At 71.8% G+C, this 19081-nt stretch carries 21 protein-coding genes and 1 riboswitch; of the genes, 6 read left to right on the forward strand and 15 right to left on the reverse strand.

All coding sequences use genetic code 11. The features are described from left to right. Positions 1 to 3: 3 nt before the first annotated feature. From F8271_RS01365 to F8271_RS01375, 3 genes are all read left to right on the forward strand, one after another. Complete coding sequence (locus F8271_RS01365) at positions 4 to 714, forward strand: 5-formyltetrahydrofolate cyclo-ligase (protein ID WP_151487754.1); 711 nt, start codon at positions 4 to 6, stop codon at positions 712 to 714. Positions 715 to 814: 100 nt separating this feature from the next. Beyond that, the gene (locus tag F8271_RS01370; protein WP_151487755.1) at positions 815 to 1486 is read left to right on the forward strand and encodes an HAD family hydrolase; all 672 of its coding nucleotides are present in this window, start codon (positions 815 to 817) and stop codon (positions 1484 to 1486) included. Then, positions 1480 to 1986 (forward strand): DUF523 domain-containing protein, encoded by a 507-nt coding sequence (locus tag F8271_RS01375; RefSeq protein ID WP_151487756.1) that lies wholly within the window; start codon positions 1480 to 1482, stop codon positions 1984 to 1986. The genes F8271_RS01370 and F8271_RS01375 overlap by 7 nt, the downstream gene beginning before the upstream one ends. 347 nt (positions 1987 to 2333) lie before the next feature. On the opposite strand, the gene pheT is transcribed toward F8271_RS01375, so the two are convergent. From pheT to F8271_RS01425, 9 genes are all read right to left on the reverse strand, one after another. Beyond that, the gene (gene pheT, locus F8271_RS01380) at positions 2334 to 4913 is read right to left on the reverse strand and encodes a phenylalanine--tRNA ligase subunit beta (RefSeq protein WP_151487757.1); all 2580 of its coding nucleotides are present in this window, start codon (positions 4911 to 4913) and stop codon (positions 2334 to 2336) included. A 41-nt stretch (positions 4914 to 4954) separates the two neighbouring features. Then, positions 4955 to 6022, reverse strand: coding sequence for a phenylalanine--tRNA ligase subunit alpha (pheS, locus tag F8271_RS01385; protein ID WP_151487758.1), 1068 nt, complete (start codon positions 6020 to 6022; stop codon positions 4955 to 4957). A gap of 219 nt (positions 6023 to 6241) precedes the next feature. Beyond that, a complete protein-coding gene (locus F8271_RS01390) occupies positions 6242 to 7039 on the reverse strand; it encodes an RNA methyltransferase (RefSeq protein WP_151487759.1) in 798 nt (265 codons plus the stop codon). Between the two features lie 83 nt (positions 7040 to 7122). After that, on the reverse strand, positions 7123 to 7515 hold the full coding sequence (rplT, locus tag F8271_RS01395) for a 50S ribosomal protein L20 (RefSeq protein WP_030335718.1): 393 nt from the start codon (positions 7513 to 7515) through the stop codon (positions 7123 to 7125). Between the two features lie 32 nt (positions 7516 to 7547). Then, positions 7548 to 7742, reverse strand: coding sequence for a 50S ribosomal protein L35 (rpmI, locus tag F8271_RS01400; RefSeq protein ID WP_110566082.1), 195 nt, complete (start codon positions 7740 to 7742; stop codon positions 7548 to 7550). 20 nt (positions 7743 to 7762) lie between these two features. Then, positions 7763 to 8410, reverse strand: a complete 648-nt coding sequence (gene infC / locus F8271_RS01405; protein WP_151487760.1) for a translation initiation factor IF-3 — start codon at positions 8408 to 8410, stop codon at positions 7763 to 7765. Between the two features lie 608 nt (positions 8411 to 9018). Next, positions 9019 to 9492 (reverse strand): PH domain-containing protein, encoded by a 474-nt coding sequence (locus tag F8271_RS01415; protein WP_192580097.1) that lies wholly within the window; start codon positions 9490 to 9492, stop codon positions 9019 to 9021. 191 nt (positions 9493 to 9683) lie between these two features. Then, entirely contained in the window at positions 9684 to 10529 is an 846-nt protein-coding gene (gene hisG, locus F8271_RS01420; protein WP_151487762.1) for an ATP phosphoribosyltransferase, read from the reverse strand. A gap of 45 nt (positions 10530 to 10574) precedes the next feature. Further along, a complete protein-coding gene (locus tag F8271_RS01425; RefSeq protein ID WP_030335709.1) occupies positions 10575 to 10838 on the reverse strand; it encodes a phosphoribosyl-ATP diphosphatase in 264 nt (87 codons plus the stop codon). A 134-nt stretch (positions 10839 to 10972) separates the two neighbouring features. Here F8271_RS01425 and F8271_RS01430 point away from each other — a divergent pair, with 134 nt between their 5' ends. From F8271_RS01430 to F8271_RS01440, 3 genes are read left to right on the forward strand one after another with little or no spacing between them, the layout of a single operon-like run. Then, on the forward strand, positions 10973 to 11836 hold the full coding sequence (locus tag F8271_RS01430; RefSeq protein ID WP_151487763.1) for a transporter substrate-binding domain-containing protein: 864 nt from the start codon (positions 10973 to 10975) through the stop codon (positions 11834 to 11836). Continuing rightward, positions 11833 to 12678 carry an amino acid ABC transporter permease gene (locus F8271_RS01435; protein WP_151487764.1) on the forward strand — a complete coding sequence of 282 codons (846 nt, stop codon included), beginning with the start codon at positions 11833 to 11835 and terminating at the stop codon, positions 12676 to 12678. The genes F8271_RS01430 and F8271_RS01435 overlap by 4 nt, the downstream gene beginning before the upstream one ends. Before the next feature lie 2 nt (positions 12679 to 12680). Further along, the gene (locus tag F8271_RS01440; RefSeq protein ID WP_151487765.1) at positions 12681 to 13424 is read left to right on the forward strand and encodes an amino acid ABC transporter ATP-binding protein; all 744 of its coding nucleotides are present in this window, start codon (positions 12681 to 12683) and stop codon (positions 13422 to 13424) included. A gap of 89 nt (positions 13425 to 13513) precedes the next feature. On the opposite strand, the gene ribH is transcribed toward F8271_RS01440, so the two are convergent. The 6 genes from ribH to F8271_RS01470 all read right to left on the reverse strand — a co-directional run bounded on the left by ribH (position 13514) and on the right by F8271_RS01470 (position 19081). Continuing rightward, positions 13514 to 14014 (reverse strand): 6,7-dimethyl-8-ribityllumazine synthase, encoded by a 501-nt coding sequence (ribH, locus tag F8271_RS01445; RefSeq protein ID WP_151487814.1) that lies wholly within the window; start codon positions 14012 to 14014, stop codon positions 13514 to 13516. Between the two features lie 2 nt (positions 14015 to 14016). After that, positions 14017 to 15282 carry a bifunctional 3,4-dihydroxy-2-butanone-4-phosphate synthase/GTP cyclohydrolase II gene (locus tag F8271_RS01450; protein ID WP_151487766.1) on the reverse strand — a complete coding sequence of 422 codons (1266 nt, stop codon included), beginning with the start codon at positions 15280 to 15282 and terminating at the stop codon, positions 14017 to 14019. 61 nt (positions 15283 to 15343) lie between these two features. Next, positions 15344 to 16033 (reverse strand): nicotinamide riboside transporter PnuC, encoded by a 690-nt coding sequence (pnuC, locus tag F8271_RS01455; protein ID WP_151487767.1) that lies wholly within the window; start codon positions 16031 to 16033, stop codon positions 15344 to 15346. Continuing rightward, positions 16033 to 16650: a riboflavin synthase gene (locus F8271_RS01460; RefSeq protein WP_151487768.1), complete on the reverse strand. Its 618-nt coding sequence runs from the start codon at positions 16648 to 16650 to the stop codon at positions 16033 to 16035. Before F8271_RS01460 ends, pnuC begins: the two co-directional genes overlap by 1 nt. 1 nt (position 16651) lies before the next feature. Further along, on the reverse strand, positions 16652 to 17713 hold the full coding sequence (gene ribD, locus F8271_RS01465; RefSeq protein ID WP_151487769.1) for a bifunctional diaminohydroxyphosphoribosylaminopyrimidine deaminase/5-amino-6-(5-phosphoribosylamino)uracil reductase RibD: 1062 nt from the start codon (positions 17711 to 17713) through the stop codon (positions 16652 to 16654). Positions 17714 to 17873: 160 nt separating this feature from the next. Then, positions 17874 to 18044: riboswitch (FMN riboswitch) on the reverse strand. Positions 18045 to 18124: 80 nt separating this feature from the next. Then, positions 18125 to 19081 carry a response regulator gene (locus F8271_RS01470; protein WP_151487770.1) on the reverse strand — a complete coding sequence of 319 codons (957 nt, stop codon included), beginning with the start codon at positions 19079 to 19081 and terminating at the stop codon, positions 18125 to 18127.

The raw sequence follows: 19081 nt of genomic DNA on the forward strand, positions 1-19081 counted from the left end.
AACGTGACCGACATCGACCGCGCCAAACACGCCGTTCGGCAACACGTATGGGACCTCCTCGAACGTCGAGGTGCCGTCCCACCCGGCGTGCACGGTCACATCCCTGACTTCGTCGGCAAGGAAGAAGCCGCAGCCCGCCTCGCGGAACTGGACGTATGGAAGAAGGCCCGAGTGATCAAGTGCAACCCGGACCGGGCACAACTTCCCGTCCGGGTACGAGCCCTGCAGGAAGGCAAGCTGCTCTACATGGCGGTCCCGAAACTCGCTACCCCCAAGCCCTTCTATCTACTCGACCCTGCCAGCCTCACCGCACCAATCGAGACCGCAGCTACGAGTAGCGGTGCACTGCAGGTCGCTCCCACCGTGGGACCCGACGAGATGCGTCCGGTGGACTTCATCGTCTGCGGCAGCGTCGCTGTCAGCCGCCACAGCGGCGTGCGGGTCGGCAAGGGCGCCGGCTACTCCGACCTGGAGATCGCTCTCCTCACCGATGCCGGCCTCGTCACCACCAACACCGCCATCTCCACCACGATCCACCAGACCCAACTTCTCGATGAGGATCTGCCCGACGCCGACCATGACTTCAGGGTCGACTTCGCGATCACGCCGAACGAGGTAGTCGCCTGCAGACCCGACCGGGGACGGCCGTCCGGCATCATCAGATCAAACCTTCGCCAAGATCAGCTCGACAGCATTCCCATACTGCGCGCCTGAAGACGGCAGAGTGCCGGCTGTGCCGGTCTGTGATGGCGGCTTCGGCACGAGGGGTGCCTGACGACCGACGGGGTCAAATCCAGTCGGGTAGCGTCTCACTGTGTATCAGGCGATCTTGCTGGACCTGTACGGCACGCTCGTACACGATGATGAAGGCTCGGTCGATGACGTCTGCGTGCAGGTAGCAGATTTGATCGCAGTCGATCCGTCTGCTATCGCGGCAGAGTGGTCCCGACGGCTGGAGGCCAGCGCCGAAATGGCGTATGGGGCCGATTTTCGTACGCTCGCAGACCTGACGCTCGGCAGCCTCGCCGAGGCTGTAGCGAACTTCGGGGCATCCGTGGATGTTGAGCCAATCTGCCGGAAGCATCTGCAATCCTGGCGTCATCCACCGTTGTACGACGACAGCCGGCCGTTCCTCGATGCTGTGAAGGTGCCGGTGTGCCTGGTGTCCGACGTCGACCAGGACGACCTGACGGCGGTGCTGCGGTGCCACGGCGTCGCCGTCGCCGCCGCGGTGACCAGCGAAGAAGCCCGCGCATACAAGCCCCGCCCCGAACCGTTCCAGCTCGCGCTGGCCCGCCTCGGCCTGGGCGCCGGCGACGTGATCCACATCGGTAACTCCGCATCGTCCGATGTCGCCGGAGCCGCCGCTCTGGGTATCGACACGGCATTCCTCGACCGTGCTGGAGACGGCCTGCCGCCAGGGGTCACGGCAACCTACACCGCGGCGACGCTGACGGCGCTGCTGCCCCAGGTGATGCCATGCTGAAAATCCTGGTCAGCGGCTGCCTCGGCGGCGCACCGATCCGGTTCAACGAGACCGGCGTGCCGGTCGCCTCTCCGATCTGGCAGCGCTGGGCTTCTGAAGGGCGCCTCGTGTCGCTGTGTCCAGAACTGGCCGTCGGATTCCCGGTGCCGCGCCCGCCAGCCGAGATCGTCGGCGGCAGCGCGGCCGACGTCCTCGACGGCCACGCCCACGTACACGAAGCATCGGGCCGTGACGTCACCGAACTGTTCCAGGCGGCGGCGCAGCGGGCGGTCGACAAGGCACTGCAAGCCGGCGTCGGGCTCGCCATCCTGGTCGAGGGCAGCCCTACCTGCGGTAGCACCTACGTTCACGACGGAACCTTCACCGGCGTCACCGTCGCTGGGCGTGGCGTCGCGGCCGAGGCGTTGCGCCGCCGGGGCATCCCTGTATTTCCTCACTACGACCTGGACAGGGCAGCGGCTGCTCTGGCGGAGCAGGAACGGCAGCACGGCAACGGCTGACGCCCGCTCGTCGCGGCGTGCGCTATCACCTAACGCACTCACATCGGCCAGATGCGCGCGTCGGCTCATCCGCCGCCGTCGCCATCGGGGCCTACGGAGGTTGACTGACCGACCATGCGCTGATCGCGCCATCAGCAGTTTGCCGCCAGTAAAACCGTGGGGTCGGCCAAACGGAGAAGGATGTCCAACGGCTCCCGAGCGCCCGAGCCACCACCGGCCACCGACGTACGCGAAAAAGGCCCTGACCGGCAGATTTCTACCAGGTCAGGGCCTTGCTCGTTGGTGCGCCACCAGGGACCGAGCCCCGAACCCGCAGATTGAGAGATCGCGGGTCCGGGGCCGCTCCGTCAGGCGCCGCGCAGGGTCGCGCCGAAGCGCTCGGCCGCGACGGCGACCGCCGCGTCCCGTGCGGCCACCGCCTCCTCGACGGTGAGCGTCCGGTCCGGGGCCCGGAACGTGAGCTTGTACGCCAGCGACCGCCGCCCTTCGCCGAGCTGCTCGCCGGAGTACACGTCGAACAGCCGCACGTCCTCCAGCAGCTCACCGGCGCCCGCCTCCAGCGCGCGGCCCACCTGCTCGGCCGGCACCGAGTCGTCCACCACCAGGGCCACGTCGATAAGCGCCGGCGGGAAGCCGGAGACCGTCGGCGCGGGCGTCACCGGGGTCGGCGGCAGCGCGTCGAGGTTCAGTTCCATCGCGCAGGTGCGGCGGGGCAGCTCCAGCGCCGCCACCACCGTCGGGTGCAGCTCACCGGCGTGCCCGACGACCGTGTCGTCGACCCGCAGCTCGGCACAGCGGCCCGGGTGCCACGGCGCGTACTCGGCCGCGCGCAACTCGACCCGCTCGTCGGGGATCCCGGCGGCGGCCAGCACGTCGCGGGCCGCCTCGATCGCGTCCGCCCAGCCGGCCGGTCGTCCCGCGCCCCACCAGCCGGCCGGATCGAGGTCGCCGGAGAGGACCACCGCGACGTGCACGGGCTGCGCCGGCACCACCGCGTCGGCGGCGGCGAACTCCGCGTCGGTGGGTCGCCGGTCCACGCCCATCGCGGGCGGGCTGCCGGCACCGACGCGCGGGTGGAAGACCGCGCCGATCTCGTAGAGGGCGAGGTCGCGGTGACCTCGGCCGAGGTTGCGCTTCAGGATGCCGAGCAGCGGGCCGAGCAGCGTCGTGCGCAGCAGCGGCTCCTTTTCGGACAGCGGGTTGGCCAGCCGCACCGCGGGGCGGCGCGGGTCGTCGGCGGGCAGGCCGAGCAGGTCGGCCAGCTCCGGCGACACGAACGGGTGCGCGAGCACCTCGACGTACCCCCGCTCGGCCAGCGCCGTCGCGACCGCCCGGCGGCGACGCTGCCGCGGCGTCAGACCACGGCCGGGGGGCGCGGTCGGCAGCACCGACGGCACCCGGTCGTACCCGTCGAGGCGGACCACCTCCTCGACCAGGTCGGCCGGGTCGGTCAGGTCGGGTCGCCAGGTCGGCGGGGTGACGCTGAGCGCCGTCCCGGCGCCGCTGGCCACGCCGACCGCGCCCGCGTCCTCGGACAGCCGGTCCGCGCCCTGCGCGACCGTGCAGCCGACCCGCTCCAGCAGGGCGACGACCCGCGCCGGCGGGTACTCGACGCCGACCCGCCGGGTGGGCAGGTCCGCCGGCAGGGTGATCGGGGTACGCGGACGGACGTGGTCGATGTCCAGGATCTCGGCGCTCGGCGTGCCGCCGCCGTGCTCGGTGAGCAGCCTGACGGCCCGCTCCAGCGCGACCAGCGCCACGGCCGGGTCGACGCCCCGCTCCCAGCGCTTCGCAGCCTCGCTGAACAGCTTGTGCCGACGCGCGGTCCGCCCGACCATCGCCGGATCCCAGTGCGCCGCCTCGAACAGCACGGTGGTGGTGCCGGCGACGACCTCGCTGGTCTCGCCGCCCATCACCGCCGCGAGGGAGATCGGGACGCCGGCGCCCTCGCCCGCGAGGGCGTTGTCCAGCCCAGCGTCGCAGATGACCATGTCGTCGGCGGTGAGCACCCGGTTGACGCCGTCCAGGGTGGTGAGCTTCTCCCCCGCCTCGGCGCGGCGGACCACCAGCGGCCCGACGATCCGATCGGCGTCGAAGGCGTGCATGGGCTGGCCCAGCTCCAGCATCACGTAGTTGGTGATGTCCACCGGCAGCGAGATGCTGCGGATGCCGGCGGTGACGAGCCGCTGGGCCATCCACGACGGCGTCGGCGCGTTCGGGTCGATGCCGCGGACCAGCCGGGCGGCAAATCGGTCGCAGCCGACCGTGTCGCGGACCTCCACCGGGTACGCCGGGGTCTGCGTGCCGGCCGGGGCGGGCGCCAGGGCCGGGTCGCGCAGCGGCACGTCGAACGCGTGCGACAACTCCCGGGCCAGGCCGCGCAGGCTCAGCGCGTACCCCCGGTCCGGGGTGATCTCGAGCTCGAACACCACGTCGTCGAGGCCCACGACCGGCCGCGCGTCGTCGCCCGGCTTGGCCGCCACATCCGGCGGAAGCACGATGATGCCGGAGTGGTCGTCGCCCAGGCCCAACTCCTTCGCCGAGCAGATCATGCCGGCCGAGTGGTGCCCGTACGTCTTGCGGGCGCCGATGGCGAACCCGCCGGGCAGCACACCGCCGGGCAGGATCACCACCACCCGGTCGCCGACGGCGAAGTTACGCGCCCCGCAGACGATCTCCTGCGGCTCGCCGGTGCCGTTGGCGTCACCCACGTCCACCCGGCAGAACCGGATCGGCTTCTTGAAACCGGTGAGCTCCTCGATCTCGCGCACCTCACCGACGACGAGCCGGCCGGTGACGCTCTCGCGCAGGTCCACCACGGACTCGACCTCGATGCCGAGGTCGACAAGCGCCTGCTCCACGTCACCGGTGGGCAGGTCGGCAGGGAGGTCGACGTACTCCCGCAGCCAACTGACAGAAACTCGCATGACTTTCAGACCACCGTTCCCGTGTCTCGTACCCGCATCGCCTACGCCCCGGTCCCGAGCGCGCGGCTGAACCGCACGTCGCCCTCGAAGAGATGGCGGATGTCGCTGACCCCGTGCCGGACCATCAGGGTCCGGTCGATGCCCATGCCGAAGGCGAATCCGGAGTAGACCTCCGGGTCGACGCCGCAGGCGCGCAGCACCCGAGGGTTGACCATCCCGCAGCCGCCCCACTCGACCCACTGCGGCCCGTCGCGGTGCTCCGGGAACCACACGTCGAACTCCGCCGACGGCTCGGTGAACGGGAAGTAGTGCGGCCGCCACCGGGTCTTCGCCTCCGGGCCGAACATCGCCCGCGCGAAGTGGTCCAGCGTGCCCCGCAGGTGCGCCATCGTGATGCCCTTGTCCACCACGAGGCCCTCGGCCTGGTGGAACACCGGGCTGTGCGTGGCGTCGATCTCGTCGGTGCGGTAGACACGGCCGGGCACGATCACGTAGATCGGCGGCTTGCGGCTGAGCATGGTGCGGGTCTGCACCGTCGAGGTGTGCGTCCGCAGCACCAGGCCGGAACCCTCCGGTGCGATGTGGAACGTGTCCATCAGGCCGCGCGCCGGGTGGTCGGCGGGGATGTTCAACGCGTCGAAGTTGACCCACTCCAGGTCGACCTCGGGCCCCTCGGCCACCTCGTAGCCCATCCCGACGAACAGGTCGCTGATCGACTCCATCAGGGTGCTCAGCGGATGCCGGGCGCCCCGCGGACGCCGGGCGTACGGCAGGGTGACGTCCACCCGCTCCTCGACGAGCATGCGCTCGGCCTGCTCACGCTCCACCACCTCGGCGCGGTCGGCGTACGCGGTTTCGATCGCCCGGCGGGCCTCGTTGACCCGCTTACCGGCGTCGGACTTCGCGGCCGGCGGCAACGCGCCGATCTCCCGGCGCGCGAGGGAGACCGGTGACCGGTCCCCCAGGTGCACCGAGCGCAGCGCGGTCAGGGCGTCCGGGTCGGTCGCCGCGGTGAACGCCTTCGTGGCGTCCGCGACGGCCTCGTCCAGGGCGGCGGGGTCGAGCAGGGCGACCTGCTTCGGGTCGTACGGATCGTTACGGTAGCTCATGGCGTACGGGCACTCCCTCACGGCGGCGCCAGCCCTCACCGAGGCGGCTAAGCGAGTCTACGGACGCGCGGCTGCGCCGCAGCCCGCCGGTAGGAGTTTCGCAGGGAGCAGGTCAGGCCCGCCGCCCGCCGACACCGGCGGGCTGGCTAAACGAACGCCGTGGCGCGCTCATCGACGGACGCTCTCCCCTGCGGTCTGTCGCGCCGGGCGTGGACACCATCAGCGCTGTGCTCTCGCTGAAGCGTACAGGCAGACCGCGGCGGCCGCAGCCAGGTTGAGGCTCTCCGCCCGCCCGTACAGCGGCACCCGCACCCGCGCGTCGGCGGCCGCGATCAGCTCCTCGGGCAGCCCGTGCGCCTCGGAGCCGAACAGCCAGGCGGTGGGCCCGGCGAGCCGGCCGTAGTCGGTCAGGTCGTCCAGGTCGCTGTCGCCGTACCCGGTGGTGGCGAAGATCGACAACCCGGCGGCGCGCAGCGCGTCGACCACCGCGACCGGGTCCGGCGCGCGGACCACGTCGACGTGGAAGAGGCTGCCGGCGGAGGCCCGCACACACTTGCCGTTGTACGGGTCGACGGCGTCACCGGCGAAGACCACCGCACCCGCCCCGGCGGCGTCGGCGGTCCGCAGCACCGTGCCGGCGTTGCCCGGATCACGGATCTCGGCGAGCACCGCCACCAACCGGGGCGCACCCGCGAGGGCCTGCTCCAACGGCACGTCGAGGTGCCGGCAGACGGCGATCAGCCCCTGCGGGGCGACAGTCTCGGCGAGCGCGGCGAGGCCGTCGTCGGTCACCTCGGAGACCGGCACGTCGGCGTGGGCCGCCACGGCGGCCAGCTCCGGGTGCCGGTCCAGCGCGGTGGGCGTACCGAAAAGCTCGGTGACCACGCCGGGCCGCGCGAGGGCCTCGCGGACCGCCTGCGGTCCCTCGGCCAGGAACCGGCCGGTGGCGTCGCGGTCCCGGCGGCGCTGCAACCGCCGAGCGGCGACAACCCTGGGGGTACGCGCAGTGAAAGCCATGGTGTGCGCTCCTCCGGCACGATCGAGGCGCCCCCCGGACGGCGGTGCCGACACGGGAGACGCCTCGCTCTGGTGCGTGGGGATCAGGCGGCCTGAGCCGCCGCGCCGCCGGTGCCCTCGGCCGCGACCGCGGCCCGGGCCAGCTCGACGATCGCCGCGAACGCGGCGGCGTCGTTGACAGCCAGGTCGGCCAGGATCTTGCGGTCGACCTCGATGCCGGCCAGACGCAGGCCCTGGATCAGGCGGTTGTAGGTCATCCCGTTCGCCCGGGCGCCCGCGTTGATCCGCTGGATCCACAGCTGCCGGAAGTCGCCCTTGCGGTCGCGACGGTCCCGGTAGGCGTACTGCATCGAGTGCAGCACCTGCTCCTTGGCCTTGCGGTACAGCCGGGAGCGCTGACCGCGGTAACCGCTCGCGGTCTCCAGCAGGGTACGACGCTTCTTCTGGGCGTTCACAGCCCGCTTGACGCGTGCCATCTCAACTCCTTAGTAGGTAAAGGTGGCGCGCGTCAGCGGCCGAGCAGCTTCTTGATGCGCTTGACGTCGGCCTTGGCCACCTCGACCGTGCCGGTCAACCGCCGGGTACGGGTGGAGGACTTACCCTCCAGCAGGTGGCGCTTGCCGGCCTGCTCGGCCACGATCTTGCCGCGGCCGGTCACCTTGACCCGCTTGCCCATACCCGTGTGGCTCTTCATCTTCGGCATGTGGAACGTCTTCTCCCCTGTTACTCGCCGCTGGTGTCGGCGGCGGTGCCACCGTCAACGGCTGCTGCGGTCTCGCCGGCCGCCGCGGTCTCATCGGTAACCGGCGCGGACTCGTCCGCCCCCCGGTCCCGAGGTGCACCGCGGGACGCCGTAGCGGCGACCGCGGAGGCCTTGACGGCCCGATGCGGAGCGAGAACCATGATCATGTTTCGACCGTCCTGCTTCGGAGCGGCCTCGACGTATCCCAGGTCCGTGATCTCGGACTCGAGCCGACGCAGGAGCCGGTAACCCAGCTCCGGGCGGCTCTGCTCGCGACCGCGGAACATGATCGTCACCTTGACCTTGTCGCCCGCCTTGAGGAACCGCACCACGTGACCCTTCTTGGTCTCGTAGTCGTGCGGGTCGATCTTCGGCCGAAGCTTCATTTCCTTGATGACGGTCTGCTGCTGATTACGCCGCGCTTCGCGCGCCTTCAGTGCGCTCTCGTACTTGAACTTGCCGAAGTCCATGAGCTTGCACACCGGCGGGCGCGCCATCGGCGCAACCTCGACCAGGTCCAGATCGACGTCCGCGGCCAGCTGAAGGGCGCGCTCCAGTGGGACGATGCCCACCTGCTCACCCTCGGGGCCGACCAGTCGGACCTCACGTGCCCGGATCTGATCGTTCACGCGTGGTTCGACGCTGATGGGGCCTCCTCGAGTCGTTTCTGCTCAGTTGCCGACCCCTGCGGCTCCCGGATGGGAACCAACCCGGAAAGCAGAAGGCCCCGGCGCATGCCAGGGCCCGCTCGACCGGTCGGCACGATCACAGGATCGCGCATCCGGCACCGGGACGCACCCGGAACCGGGGACCGGACCCGGCCACCGTGGCGGCGACTCGGGTGGGAGCAGGCGCTCCGCTTTCGTGGCTGTCTGCTCGCACGCGGAGACAGCCTGGTCGACTCGATAACACTACACCCCGGCCCCGGTCACCCCCAAACCGGACACGACCCAGGGTCGCGAGGTCCCAGCGCCCACGCCGCGGGTGCGGCGCTGGTGCGGGTGCGGGCGCGGGTGCGGGTGCGGCGCGGGTGCGGGCGCGGCGCGGGCGCGGGCGCGGCGCGGGCGCGGGCGCCAAGATCCGCGCACTTTGCAGGAAACTCGTGCCTCCGGTCGCGGTGAGGCAGCAGTTTCCTGGAAGTTGTGCTGATCTTGGACGGCGGCGCGATCTTGGCCGGCGGCGCGGGTCAGCGACCGGCCAGCGGACGGCAGCACCGGCGAGCGGCCGGCGGCGCGGGTCAGCGGCCGGCGGCGCGTTCGGCGAGGCGGGCCAGGTGGGCTTCGTGCAGTCGGCGCAGCGCGCGGACCCCGTCGACAGCCAACTCCTTGTCGGCGGCCTGCAGGGCGACCATCGGCAGCAGGTCGTCGTCGTGCAGCTCCAGGCTGGCCCACGGCGCGCCCCGGTCGAAGCGGACCCCCCGGACGACCTCCCAGGGCAGCTCGTACGAGCTGATGACGTTCCGTACGCGGATGCCACGTGCGTCCGCCTCCACCCGTGGCCGGGTGAACAGCAGGAAGCCCAGCGCGCCGAAGATGCCCAGGCCGATCATGGCGATCTGGTCGCCGCGCTGGAAGCTGCCGTAGCCATCGCCGGTCGGCCCACTCAGCGAGGTGGCGACCAGGCCGAACACGACCACCAGTGCGACCGCGGCCGACCAGCAGACCACCCGGATCCGGCGGGGCTTCAGGCGGACCAGCTCGGTTTCACTCACCCCACCAGTCTGCCATCCGCACCCGTCCACCGACCGCACCACCCGCCGAGCCGTCACTCAGCCCAGCGCCGGACCCGCAAGATCGTGCTCGATCCTGGTTCGAGTGGCCTCGGTGGCGCGGGGAGGCCACTACTTCCATGTTCGAGCGCGATCTTGCGGGTGCCGGCACCGAGTCGATCAAGCAGGGGCGGTCAGAGCCGGCAGGCGTGGATGTTGGTGACCAGGATGGCGCGGGCGCCCAACTCGTACAGCTCGTCCATGATCCGGTGCACGTCGTCGCGGAGCACCATCGCCTGCACCGCCACCCAGCCCTCGCGGTGCAGCGGCGACACGGTGGGCGACTCGATGCCCGGGGTGAGCCCGCTGGCCCGGTCCAGGAGGCCGGCCGGCACGTCGTAGGCGAGCATCACGTAGCGGCGGGCCACCAGCACCCCGTGCAGGCGACGCAGCAACTGCTCGGCCTGCTGGTGCGCCGGGGCGCCGGCGCGGCGGACCAGCACCGCCGAGGAGCGCAGCAGCGGCTCTCCGAAGACCACCAGGCCGGCCTGGCGCAGGGTGGCGCCGGTCTCCACCACGTCGGCGACCACGTCGGCGACGCCCAGGCGGACGGCGTTCTCCACCGCGCCGTCGAGGCGGATCACGTCGGCCTTGACGCCCAGGTCGCCGAGGTGCCGCTCGACCAGGCCGGGGTACGCGGTGGCGATCCGGTGCCCGCCCAGGTCCTGCACGGAGGCGATGTCGTCGGGGCGGGCGGCGAAGCGGAAGGTGGCCCGGCCGAAGGCGAGGTCGACGACCTCCTCGGCGGGTGCGGCCGAGTCGATCAGCAGGTCCCGGCCGGTGATGCCGAGGTCGAGGTCACCGGAGCCGACGTAGGTGGCGATGTCCTTGGGGCGCAGGTAGAAGAATTCGACGTCGTTGCCCTCGTCGCGGCAGACGAGGTCCTTGGGGTCGGTGCGCTGGCGGTAGCCCGCCTCGCGCAGCATCTGGGCGGCCGGCTCGGCCAGGGTGCCCTTGTTGGGGATGGCGACACGCAGCATGACGGAGTGCTCCTTCGATCGGGTCTGATCAACGACGGGGCGCACTCACAGATGTCGGTAGACGTCCTTCAGCTCGAGACCGCTGGCGAGCATCAGCACCTGGACCTGGTAGAGCAGCTGGGAGATCTCCTCGGCGGTCCGCTCCGGGCCCTCGTGCTCGGCGGCCATCCACGACTCGGCCGCCTCCTCGACGACCTTCTTGCCGATGAAGTGCACGCCCTTGTCCAGTGCGGCGACGGTGCCCGAGCCCGGGGTGCCGGCGGCGGCCTTGGCCTGCAGCTCGGCGAACAACTCCTCGAACGTCTTCACGGGGAGCGATTCTTCCAGCCGCCGGGCCGGCACCCGGAGTCCGGGTCCACGCGAACCCAGCAAGCGGACAATTCCCTATCGACATGGTGGGACAAGCTCCAAGCGGACCGGTCGATGCCTCTACGCTGTCCGCCATGGCCAGCAGCTCACGTCTCCTCGCGCTCACCCTCGCCGGTGCGGTCGTCGCCGCCACCGCCGGGTGCGCGCCACAGGACGAGACACCGACCCCCACCGTCACCGCGTCGCCGTCCTGCACCAGGGACAGCCTGCCCACCCGTACGCCGGGCAAGCTCACCATCGCCACCGACCAGCCCGCCTACGAGCCGTGGTTCCGGCAGGACAAACCGGACAACGGCGAAGGCTTCGAGGCCGCCGTCGCGTACGCGGTGGCCGAGAAGCTCGGCTACGCCCGTGCCGACGTGACCTGGACCCGGGTCAAGTTCGACTCCGCGATCGCACCCGGGCCGAAGAGCTTCGACTTCGACATCAACCAGTTCTCCATCACCGAGGAGCGCAAGCAGGCGGTGGACTTCTCCGCGCCGTACTACCTGGTGCGGCAGACCGTCATCGCGTTGAAGTCGTCGAAGATCGCCGGTAAGACGTCGTTGGCCGACCTGCGGGACGCCCGGCTCGGCGCCCAGGTGGGCACCACCAGCTATCAGGCGATCACCGACGTGATCAAGCCGGCCGCGAAGCCGCAGGTCTACAACAGCAACGACGACGCCAAGAAGGCGTTGCAGAACGGGCAGCTCGACGGTCTGGTGGTGGACCTGCCGACGGCGTTCTACATCACCGGCGCGGAGATCACCGATGCGACGATCGTCGGGCAGGTGCCGCAGGTCGGTGTGCCCGAGGCTTTTGGGCTGCTACTGGACAAGAACTCCCCGCTGACCCGCTGCGTGAGCACCGCCGTCGGTCAGCTCAGCGAGGCCGGCACGCTGACCGAGCTGGAGCAGAAGTGGCTCGCGCAGGTGGCGGGGGCGGCCGAGCTGCGGTGACCCTGCTCGAGCACACCCCGTCGCCGGCGCAGCTGCGGCGCTCGGCGTACCGGCGGCGGCAGACCGTGTACAGCGTGCTGGTGGCGGCGTCCTCCACGGCGGCGCTCGGCACGCTGCTGGTCGTCGCGGTGACCGGCGCGCCGGGCTGGGATCGGGTCCGGCGGTCCTTCCTGGACCCGGAGATCGCCGTCGACGCGCTGCCGGCGGTGCTGAGCGGGCTCTGGCTCAACGTCCGGCTGCTGGTGTGCTGCGCGGCCGGCGCGCTGCTGCTCGGGTTGGTGATCGCCGTGCTGCGGACGCTACGCGGCCCGATCTTCTTCCCGGTGCGGGCGCTGGCCGCCAGCTACACGTACACCTTCCGCGGCCTGCCGTTGATCATCGTGCTCTACCTGCTCACCCTCGGCGTGCCGGGGCTGCGGCTACAGGGCACGCCGCCGGTGCTGGTGCTCGGCGGGCTCGCGCTGGTGCTCACCTACGGCGGCTATCTCGCCGAGGTGTTCCGGGCCGGCATCGAGTCGGTGCACCCCAGCCAGCTCGCCGCGGCCCGGTCGCTGGGTCTCACGTACCGGCAGACGATGCGGCACGTGGTCCTGCCGCAGGCCGTCCGCCGGGTGGCGCCACCGTTGCTCAACGACGTGGTGGCCCTGCAGAAGGATGTCGGCCTGGTCTCGCTGGCCGGGCCGATCGACGCGGTCCGCGCCGCCCAGATCGCCACCGCCCAGTCGTTCAACTACACGCCGTACGTGGTGGCGGGGGTGCTCTTCGTGCTGCTCGCGATCCCGCTGATCGCGGTCACCGACTGGGTGACGTTGCGCGCGGCCCGTCGCCAGTCGGGAGGCTGAGCATGGCTCTGCTGCGGTGCCGGGGGCTGCGCAAGGAGTTCGCCGGAAACATCGTGCTCGACCGGCTCGACCTGACGGTCGCCGAGCACCAGGTGGTGGCGTTGATCGGTGCGTCGGGGTCGGGCAAGTCCACCCTGCTGCGCTGCGTGAACCTCCTGGAGGAGCTCGACGACGGCACCATCGAGCTGGACGGGGAGGACATCTCCGATCCCCGGGTGGACCCCGACCGGGTACGCCGACGGATCGGCATGGTGTTCCAGGCGTACAACCTGTTTCCGCACCTGAGCGTGCTGGAGAACATCACCCTCGCGCCGCGACGGGTGCACCGGCGGGCCCGCGCGGAGGCCGAGGCGCAGGCCCGGGAGCTGCTCGACCGGGTGGGGCTGGGCGCGAAGGCGGACGCCTACCCGGATCGGCTCTCCGGCGGGCAGCAGCAGCGGGTGGCGATCGTGCGGGCGCTGGCCAACTCGCCCCGGCTGATGCTGCTCGACGAGGTGACCTCCGCCCTGGACCCGGAACTCGTCGGTGAGGTGCTGGCGATGATCCGGGACCTGAAGGCCGACGGGATGACCATGGTGCTGGCCACCCACGAGATGGGCTTCGCCCGGGACGTCGCCGACGAGGTCTGTTTCCTCGACGCGGGACGGGTCGTCGAGAGCGGCCCACCCGAGCAGGTCCTCGGCGAGCCGACGCAGCCCCGTACCCGGCAGTTCCTGCGCCGGATCATCGAGGCCGGCCGTCTCTGAAGGCCCGCCCTCAGAGACGGCCGAGACAACCCAGACGCCCAGCGGCAGAGCCGGCCGAGACAACCGAGACGGCCCAGACGGCCGAGGCGTCAGCCGCCGAAGCCGACCCGCTGGGCGTTACCGGCCGCCACGGTCCGCACGGCCAGCGCGGCGTCGAGCGCGGCGACGGTGGCCGCCCAGCCCTTGTCCTCCGCCGACCCGGGGAGTCCGGCCCGGTCCCGGGCCTGCTCGATGGTCTCCACGGTGAGCACACCGTGGGCGACCGGCTTGCCCTCGTCCAGGGCGACCCGGGTCAGCCCGTCGGTGACCGAACGGCAGACGTAGTCGAAGTGCGCGGTGGCGCCACGGACCACCACGCCGAGCGCGACCACGACGTCGCAGCGGCGCGCCAGGGCCTGGGCGACCACGGGCAGCTCGACCGAGCCGGCGACCCGGGCGACCACGGACCGGGCGCCGCACGCCTCGGCGGCGGCCACCGCGCGCTCCAGCATGTGGTCGGTCAGGTCACCGTGCCAGCGGGCGGCGACCACCCCGACGGTCAGCCCTGCGGCGTCCACCGCGTCGACTCCCGGCTCACCGAAACCCGCCATCGTCATGCTCCGATCTCGTCGTTGGCGACGGGACGCCCCATCGGCGCCTCGGTCACCTCGTCCAACTCGTCCAGCAGGTGACCCATCCGGTCCCGCTTGGTACGCAGGTAGCGCAGGTTCTCCGGGTGCGCCCCGGCCGGCAGTCCCTCCCGGCCGCTGATGGTCAGCCCGTAGCCCTCCAACCCGGCGCGCTTGGCCGGGTTGTTGGTCAGCAGTCGCATCGAGCGCACGCCCAGGTCGTAGAGGATCTGCGCGCCGGTGCCGTAGTCGCGGGCGTCGGCGGGCAGGCCCAGGTCGAGGTTGGCGTCCACGGTGTCGCGGCCCTGGTCCTGCAACTGGTACGCCTGCAGCTTGTGCAGCAGGCCGATGCCGCGTCCCTCGTGTCCGCGGACGTAGAGCACCACGCCCCGACCCTCGCGTGCGACCCGGGCCAGCGCGGCGTCCAGCTGCGGCCCGCAGTCGCAGCGCAGCGAGCCGAACACGTCCCCGGTGAGGCACTCGGAGTGCACCCGGACCAGGACGTCCTGGCCGTCGCCGAGGTCGCCGAGCACCATCGCGACGTGCTCGGCCGGATCGTGCTCGGCGCGGTAGCCGAGTGCCCGGAACACACCGTGCCGGGTGGGCATCCGGGCGTCGGCGACCAGCTCGACCTGCTTCTCGGTGCGCCGCCGGTAGGCGATCAGGTCGGCGATGGTGATCAGCGTGAGGCCGTGCTCGGCGGAGAACTTCTCCAGGTCCGGCAGCCGCATCATGGTGCCGTCGTCGTTGATCAGTTCGCAGAGCACGCCCGCCGGGCGCAGCCCGGCCAGCCGGGTCAGGTCGATCGCCGCCTCGGTGTGCCCCGGTCGGCGCAGCACGCCGCCCTCGCGGGCGCGCAGCGGCACCACGTGCCCGGGGCGGGCCAGGTCGGTCGGGTCGGTCGCGGCGCCGGCGAGCAGCCGACTGGTGTGGGCGCGGTCGGCCGCCGAGATGCCGGTGCTGATCCCCTCCCGGGCGTCCACGGTCACCGTGTACGCGGTGCCGCGCCGGTCCTGGTTGGTGTGGTGCATCGGCGGCAGGTCGAGCCGGTCGGCCTCGCTCTCGGTCAGGGCCACGCAGACGTACCCGGAGGTGTAGCGCACCATGAACGCCATCTGCTCCGGCGTGGCCAGCTCGGCCGCGAAGATCAGGTCGCCCTCGTTCTCGCGGTCGGCGTCGTCGACCACGACGACCGGCCGACCGGCCGCGATCTCGGCGATCGCCTGCTCGATATCTCCGAAGCTGGTCATGCCGCCACTCCGCTTCGCTGCGTGGCGGCATGACCCACCACGACATCGATGATTCGCTCGCTCATGCCACGGCCTCCGTGTAGATGGGCGTACGGGCGGCGGCCGGCCGGGCGGCGCGCGAGGTGCGCCACCAGGCGGCGAAGCCCCCGGCGCAGAGGGCGCCGTAGATGAGGTACATGACGGCCGACGGGTAGAACCCGCCGCGCAGCAGCAGCGGCACACCGACCGCGTCCACCGCGATCCAGACCAGCCAGAACTCCACCCAGCCACGGGCCATGCCGTAGGTGGCCAGCAGGCTGCCGGTGAGGATCCAGGCGTCCGGCAGCGGCCCCCAGGACCCCAGCGCGGCGAGCACCGGGTACGCCGCGGCGGTGCCGACGGCGGCGGCCAGCAGCATCGCCAGCCGTTCCCGGCCGGTGGCCCACCGCGGCTGCACCGCGGCGTGCCCGGCGTCGGCCCGGCGGTTGCGCCGCCAGCGCCACCAGCCGTAGACGCTGACCGCGAAGAAGAACACCTGCCGGCCGGCCTGCCCGTACAGGTCGTGTGCCTGCGGGGTGGCGAACACCCCGCCCAGGAAGACGGTGAGCAGCAGCGCATTGCCGATCATGCCGACCGGCCAGGCCCAGACCACCCGGCGCAGCCCGAGCAGCGCGGAGACCAGCCCGAACACGTTGCCGACGATCTCCCGGACCAGCACCGGCGAGCCGGCGATCTGCACCTGGGCGTCCAGCAGCCAACCGAGGGCGCCCATCAAGCCACCTCCCCGGCCTCGGTGAGCCGGGTGCCGAGCAGCCGCTCCACGTACTTCGCCACCACGTCGACCTCCAGGTTGACCGGGTCGCCGACGCCCTTCGCGCCGAGCGTGGTCAGCTTGAGCGTGGTGGGGATCAGCCCGACGGCGAACTCGTCCGCGCCCACCTCGGCCACGGTCAACGAGACGCCGTCGATGGTGATCGAGCCCTTCTCCACCACGTACCGGGACAGGGCGGCCGGCAGCCGGAACCGGACGGTCTCCCACTGCTCGGCCGGCTCGCGGGAGATCACCGCACCGACGCCGTCCACGTGGCCCTGCACGAGGTGCCCGCCGAGTCGGCTGCCCAGTGCGGCGGCCCGCTCCAGGTTGACCGGGTCGCCGGGGCGCAGCGCGCCCAGCGCGGAGCGGCGCAGCGTCTCGCCCATCACGTCGGCGGTGAAGACGCCGTCGGTCGCCTCCACGACGGTCAGGCAGACGCCGTTGACCGCGATGGAGTCGCCGTGGCGGGCGTCGGAGGTGACCAGCGGACCGCGGACGGCGACCAGCGCCGAATCGCCCGCCGTGGGAGTCACCCGGACGACCTCGCCCAACTCCTCGACAATGCCGGTGAACATGTCAGCCCTCCCTTTTTCGGGGCAAAGCGGTGATCCGGAGATCCGGACCGACCTGCGTAACGTCGACGAACTCCAGATCGATCGCCTCAGCGATGGTCGTCACTTTCGCGTCGACCAGAGCGGTCGGGCCGGCGCCGAGCAGCCGGGGCGCGACGTACCCGACGATCTTGTCGACCAGGCCGGCGGCGAGGAACGCGCCGGCCAGTCGGGGGCCGCCCTCCAGCAGCACCGCGCGGACCCCGCGCTGGTGCAGCGCCGCGAGCAGCGCCGGCAGGTCGACCTGGCCGTCCGGGTCGGCGCCGACCTCGGCGGCGGTCGCGATCCACGTCCGTGCGGCGCCGTCGCGGACCCGGGCGTCGACCGGGGTACGCCCCGAGCTGTCCACCACCACCCGCAGCGGCTGCCGGATGGCCAGGCTTCCGTCGCGCAGGTTGCGGGCGGTCAGCCGGGGATCGTCGGCGAGCACGGTACCCACCCCGGCGATGACCGCGTCGACCGTGCCGCGCAGCGCGTGCACGTCGATCCGGGCCGCCTCCGAGGTGATCCACATGCTGGTGCCGTCCGCCGCGGCGGACCGGCCGTCCAGCGTCGCGGCGTACTTCCAGATGACGTACGGCCAGCCCCGGCGCATCGAGGTCAGCCAGGCGATGTTGCCGGCCTGCGCCTCGTCGCCGCGTACCCCCAGATCGACCCGGACCCCGGCGGAGCGCAACGTGGCGGCACCGCCGGAAGCGACCGGGTTGGGGTCGGGCACGGCGATGACCACCCGGGCGACGCCGGCCTGCACGAGCGCGGTGCTGCAGGGGCCGGTGCGACCGGTGTGGTTGCAGGGTTCCAGAGTGACGACCGCGGTGCCGCCCTTGGCGCGTTGCCCGGCCTGGGCCAACGCGACGATCTCGGCGTGCGGCCCGCCGGCGTAGGCGTGGAAACCCTCCCCGACGACCTGGCCGTCCTCGTCGAGCAGCACGCAGCCGACCACCGGGTTGGGACTGGTCGTGCCCAGCCCACGTGCGGCCAGCTCGATCGCACGCCGCATCGCCTCATCGACGGAGACGCTGGCCATCGCGCTTCCCTGCCCTCTCACTCGCCGGTCCGCGCGCGGGCGGTCAGGGAGGCGGCATGGGCCGCGGGCAGGCGGTGGCGGATTCCGGGTACGGCAGGGCCGCCCCGGGGGGTCGGCACGGCACGCTGACGCCAGCGGCCGGCTCGGACCCGTCCGTCCCGCGCGCTGTCTCCCATCCGGACTGTCTGGGCGCGGACGAACCGCCCCCAACCGTCGGCCCCGGATTTTCACCAGGTCCACCGGACGACAGAGCCGTCCGGGTCGCGGGCTGACCACGGTCGGACCGTGGATCACCGCCGGTTCGGAATTTCACCGAGTCCCGCCAGCGCGTGGTGGGTACACCGGAAGTCTTACACGCTTCTCCGGCTCCGACACCTTCTAGGCGAGCTACTTCACAGCGGGAATCACGCCTCAGGTGACGCCGCGCCGCCGGTCCACCGCCACGTACGACCCGGGCTGACTCTTGGCCACCGTCTTCATCTCCGAGGCCACCGCGATCGCTTCCAGAGGGTCGGTGAACCGCTTGCCGGCGTCGGAGAGGGAGACCCCGATGGAGAGGGTGACCAGGGCGGCCCGGCGGATGGCGCCGCGCCGGTCCTTCAGCTCCACGAAGCCCCGCTCCCGGTCGGTCGGGTCGTAGAGGGTGTCGGCCGACTTCTCGAAGTCGACGACGGCCCGGGAGGTCAACGGACGGACCTGGTCGGGAGCGCAGACGATGACGAAGTCGTCGCCGCCGACATGGCCGAGGAAGGCCGGCGGCAGACCCACCGCCACCACGGCCCGATGCAGGCTGCGGGCCAGCGCGGAGATGAAGTCGTCGCCGCGCACGAAGCCGTACCGGTCGTTGACGCTCTTGAACCGGTCGATGTCGATGTAGCCGACCGCGTAGTCCACACCCTGCCGGACCCGGTCGCTGATCTCCCGACGGATCCGGCTGTTGCCGGGCAGCCCGGTCAGGGGGGAGACCTCCCGGAACTCCTTGTTGCGGCGCAGGGTCGACGAGACCCGGGCCACCAGCTCGGCGGTGTCGAACGGCTTGACCAGGTAGTCGTCGGCACCGGCGCTGAGCCCGTGCACCTTGTCCACGGTCATGCCCTTCGCGGTCAGCATGATCACCGGCAGGGCGGAGGTCATCGGGTCGGCGCGCAGCCGCCGGGTCAGCTCCAGCCCGTCGATCCGGGGCATCATCAGGTCGACCACGGCCAGGTCGGGCCGCTGCCGTTCGATGACCTCCAGGGCCTCCTGGCCGTCGCTGGCATGGATGACGTCGAAGCCGTGCAGCCGCAGGTTGAACTCGACGAAACGAGCGATGTCGTCGTCGTCGTCGACGACGAGGATGATGTCCTTGCGGTCGCCGTCCGGATCCAT

The sequence above is a fragment of the Micromonospora sp. ALFpr18c genome, assembly GCF_008868155.1.
In the GTDB taxonomy this organism is placed as follows: domain Bacteria; phylum Actinomycetota; class Actinomycetes; order Mycobacteriales; family Micromonosporaceae; genus Micromonospora.

Bases quoted from the DNA above. Each gene is read 5' to 3' on its own strand.
- F8271_RS01375 (WP_151487756.1), top strand. From the start codon at position 1,480: ATGCTGAAAATCCTGGTCAGCGGCTGCCTCGGCGGCGCACCGATCCGG.
- pheT (WP_151487757.1), bottom strand. From the start codon at position 4,913: ATGCGAGTTTCTGTCAGTTGGCTGCGGGAGTACGTCGACCTCCCTGCC.
- pheS (WP_151487758.1), bottom strand. From the start codon at position 6,022: ATGAGCTACCGTAACGATCCGTACGACCCGAAGCAGGTCGCCCTGCTC.
- F8271_RS01390 (WP_151487759.1), bottom strand. From the start codon at position 7,039: ATGGCTTTCACTGCGCGTACCCCCAGGGTTGTCGCCGCTCGGCGGTTG.
- rplT (WP_030335718.1), bottom strand. From the start codon at position 7,515: ATGGCACGCGTCAAGCGGGCTGTGAACGCCCAGAAGAAGCGTCGTACC.
- rpmI (WP_110566082.1), bottom strand. From the start codon at position 7,742: ATGCCGAAGATGAAGAGCCACACGGGTATGGGCAAGCGGGTCAAGGTG.
- hisG (WP_151487762.1), bottom strand. From the start codon at position 10,529: ATGCTGCGTGTCGCCATCCCCAACAAGGGCACCCTGGCCGAGCCGGCC.
- F8271_RS01430 (WP_151487763.1), top strand. From the start codon at position 10,973: ATGGCCAGCAGCTCACGTCTCCTCGCGCTCACCCTCGCCGGTGCGGTC.
- F8271_RS01440 (WP_151487765.1), top strand. From the start codon at position 12,681: ATGGCTCTGCTGCGGTGCCGGGGGCTGCGCAAGGAGTTCGCCGGAAAC.
- ribH (WP_151487814.1), bottom strand. From the start codon at position 14,014: ATGGCGGGTTTCGGTGAGCCGGGAGTCGACGCGGTGGACGCCGCAGGG.
- F8271_RS01450 (WP_151487766.1), bottom strand. From the start codon at position 15,282: ATGACCAGCTTCGGAGATATCGAGCAGGCGATCGCCGAGATCGCGGCC.
- pnuC (WP_151487767.1), bottom strand. From the start codon at position 16,033: ATGGGCGCCCTCGGTTGGCTGCTGGACGCCCAGGTGCAGATCGCCGGC.
- F8271_RS01460 (WP_151487768.1), bottom strand. From the start codon at position 16,650: ATGTTCACCGGCATTGTCGAGGAGTTGGGCGAGGTCGTCCGGGTGACT.
- ribD (WP_151487769.1), bottom strand. From the start codon at position 17,713: ATGGCCAGCGTCTCCGTCGATGAGGCGATGCGGCGTGCGATCGAGCTG.
- F8271_RS01470 (WP_151487770.1), bottom strand. From the start codon at position 19,081: ATGGATCCGGACGGCGACCGCAAGGACATCATCCTCGTCGTCGACGAC.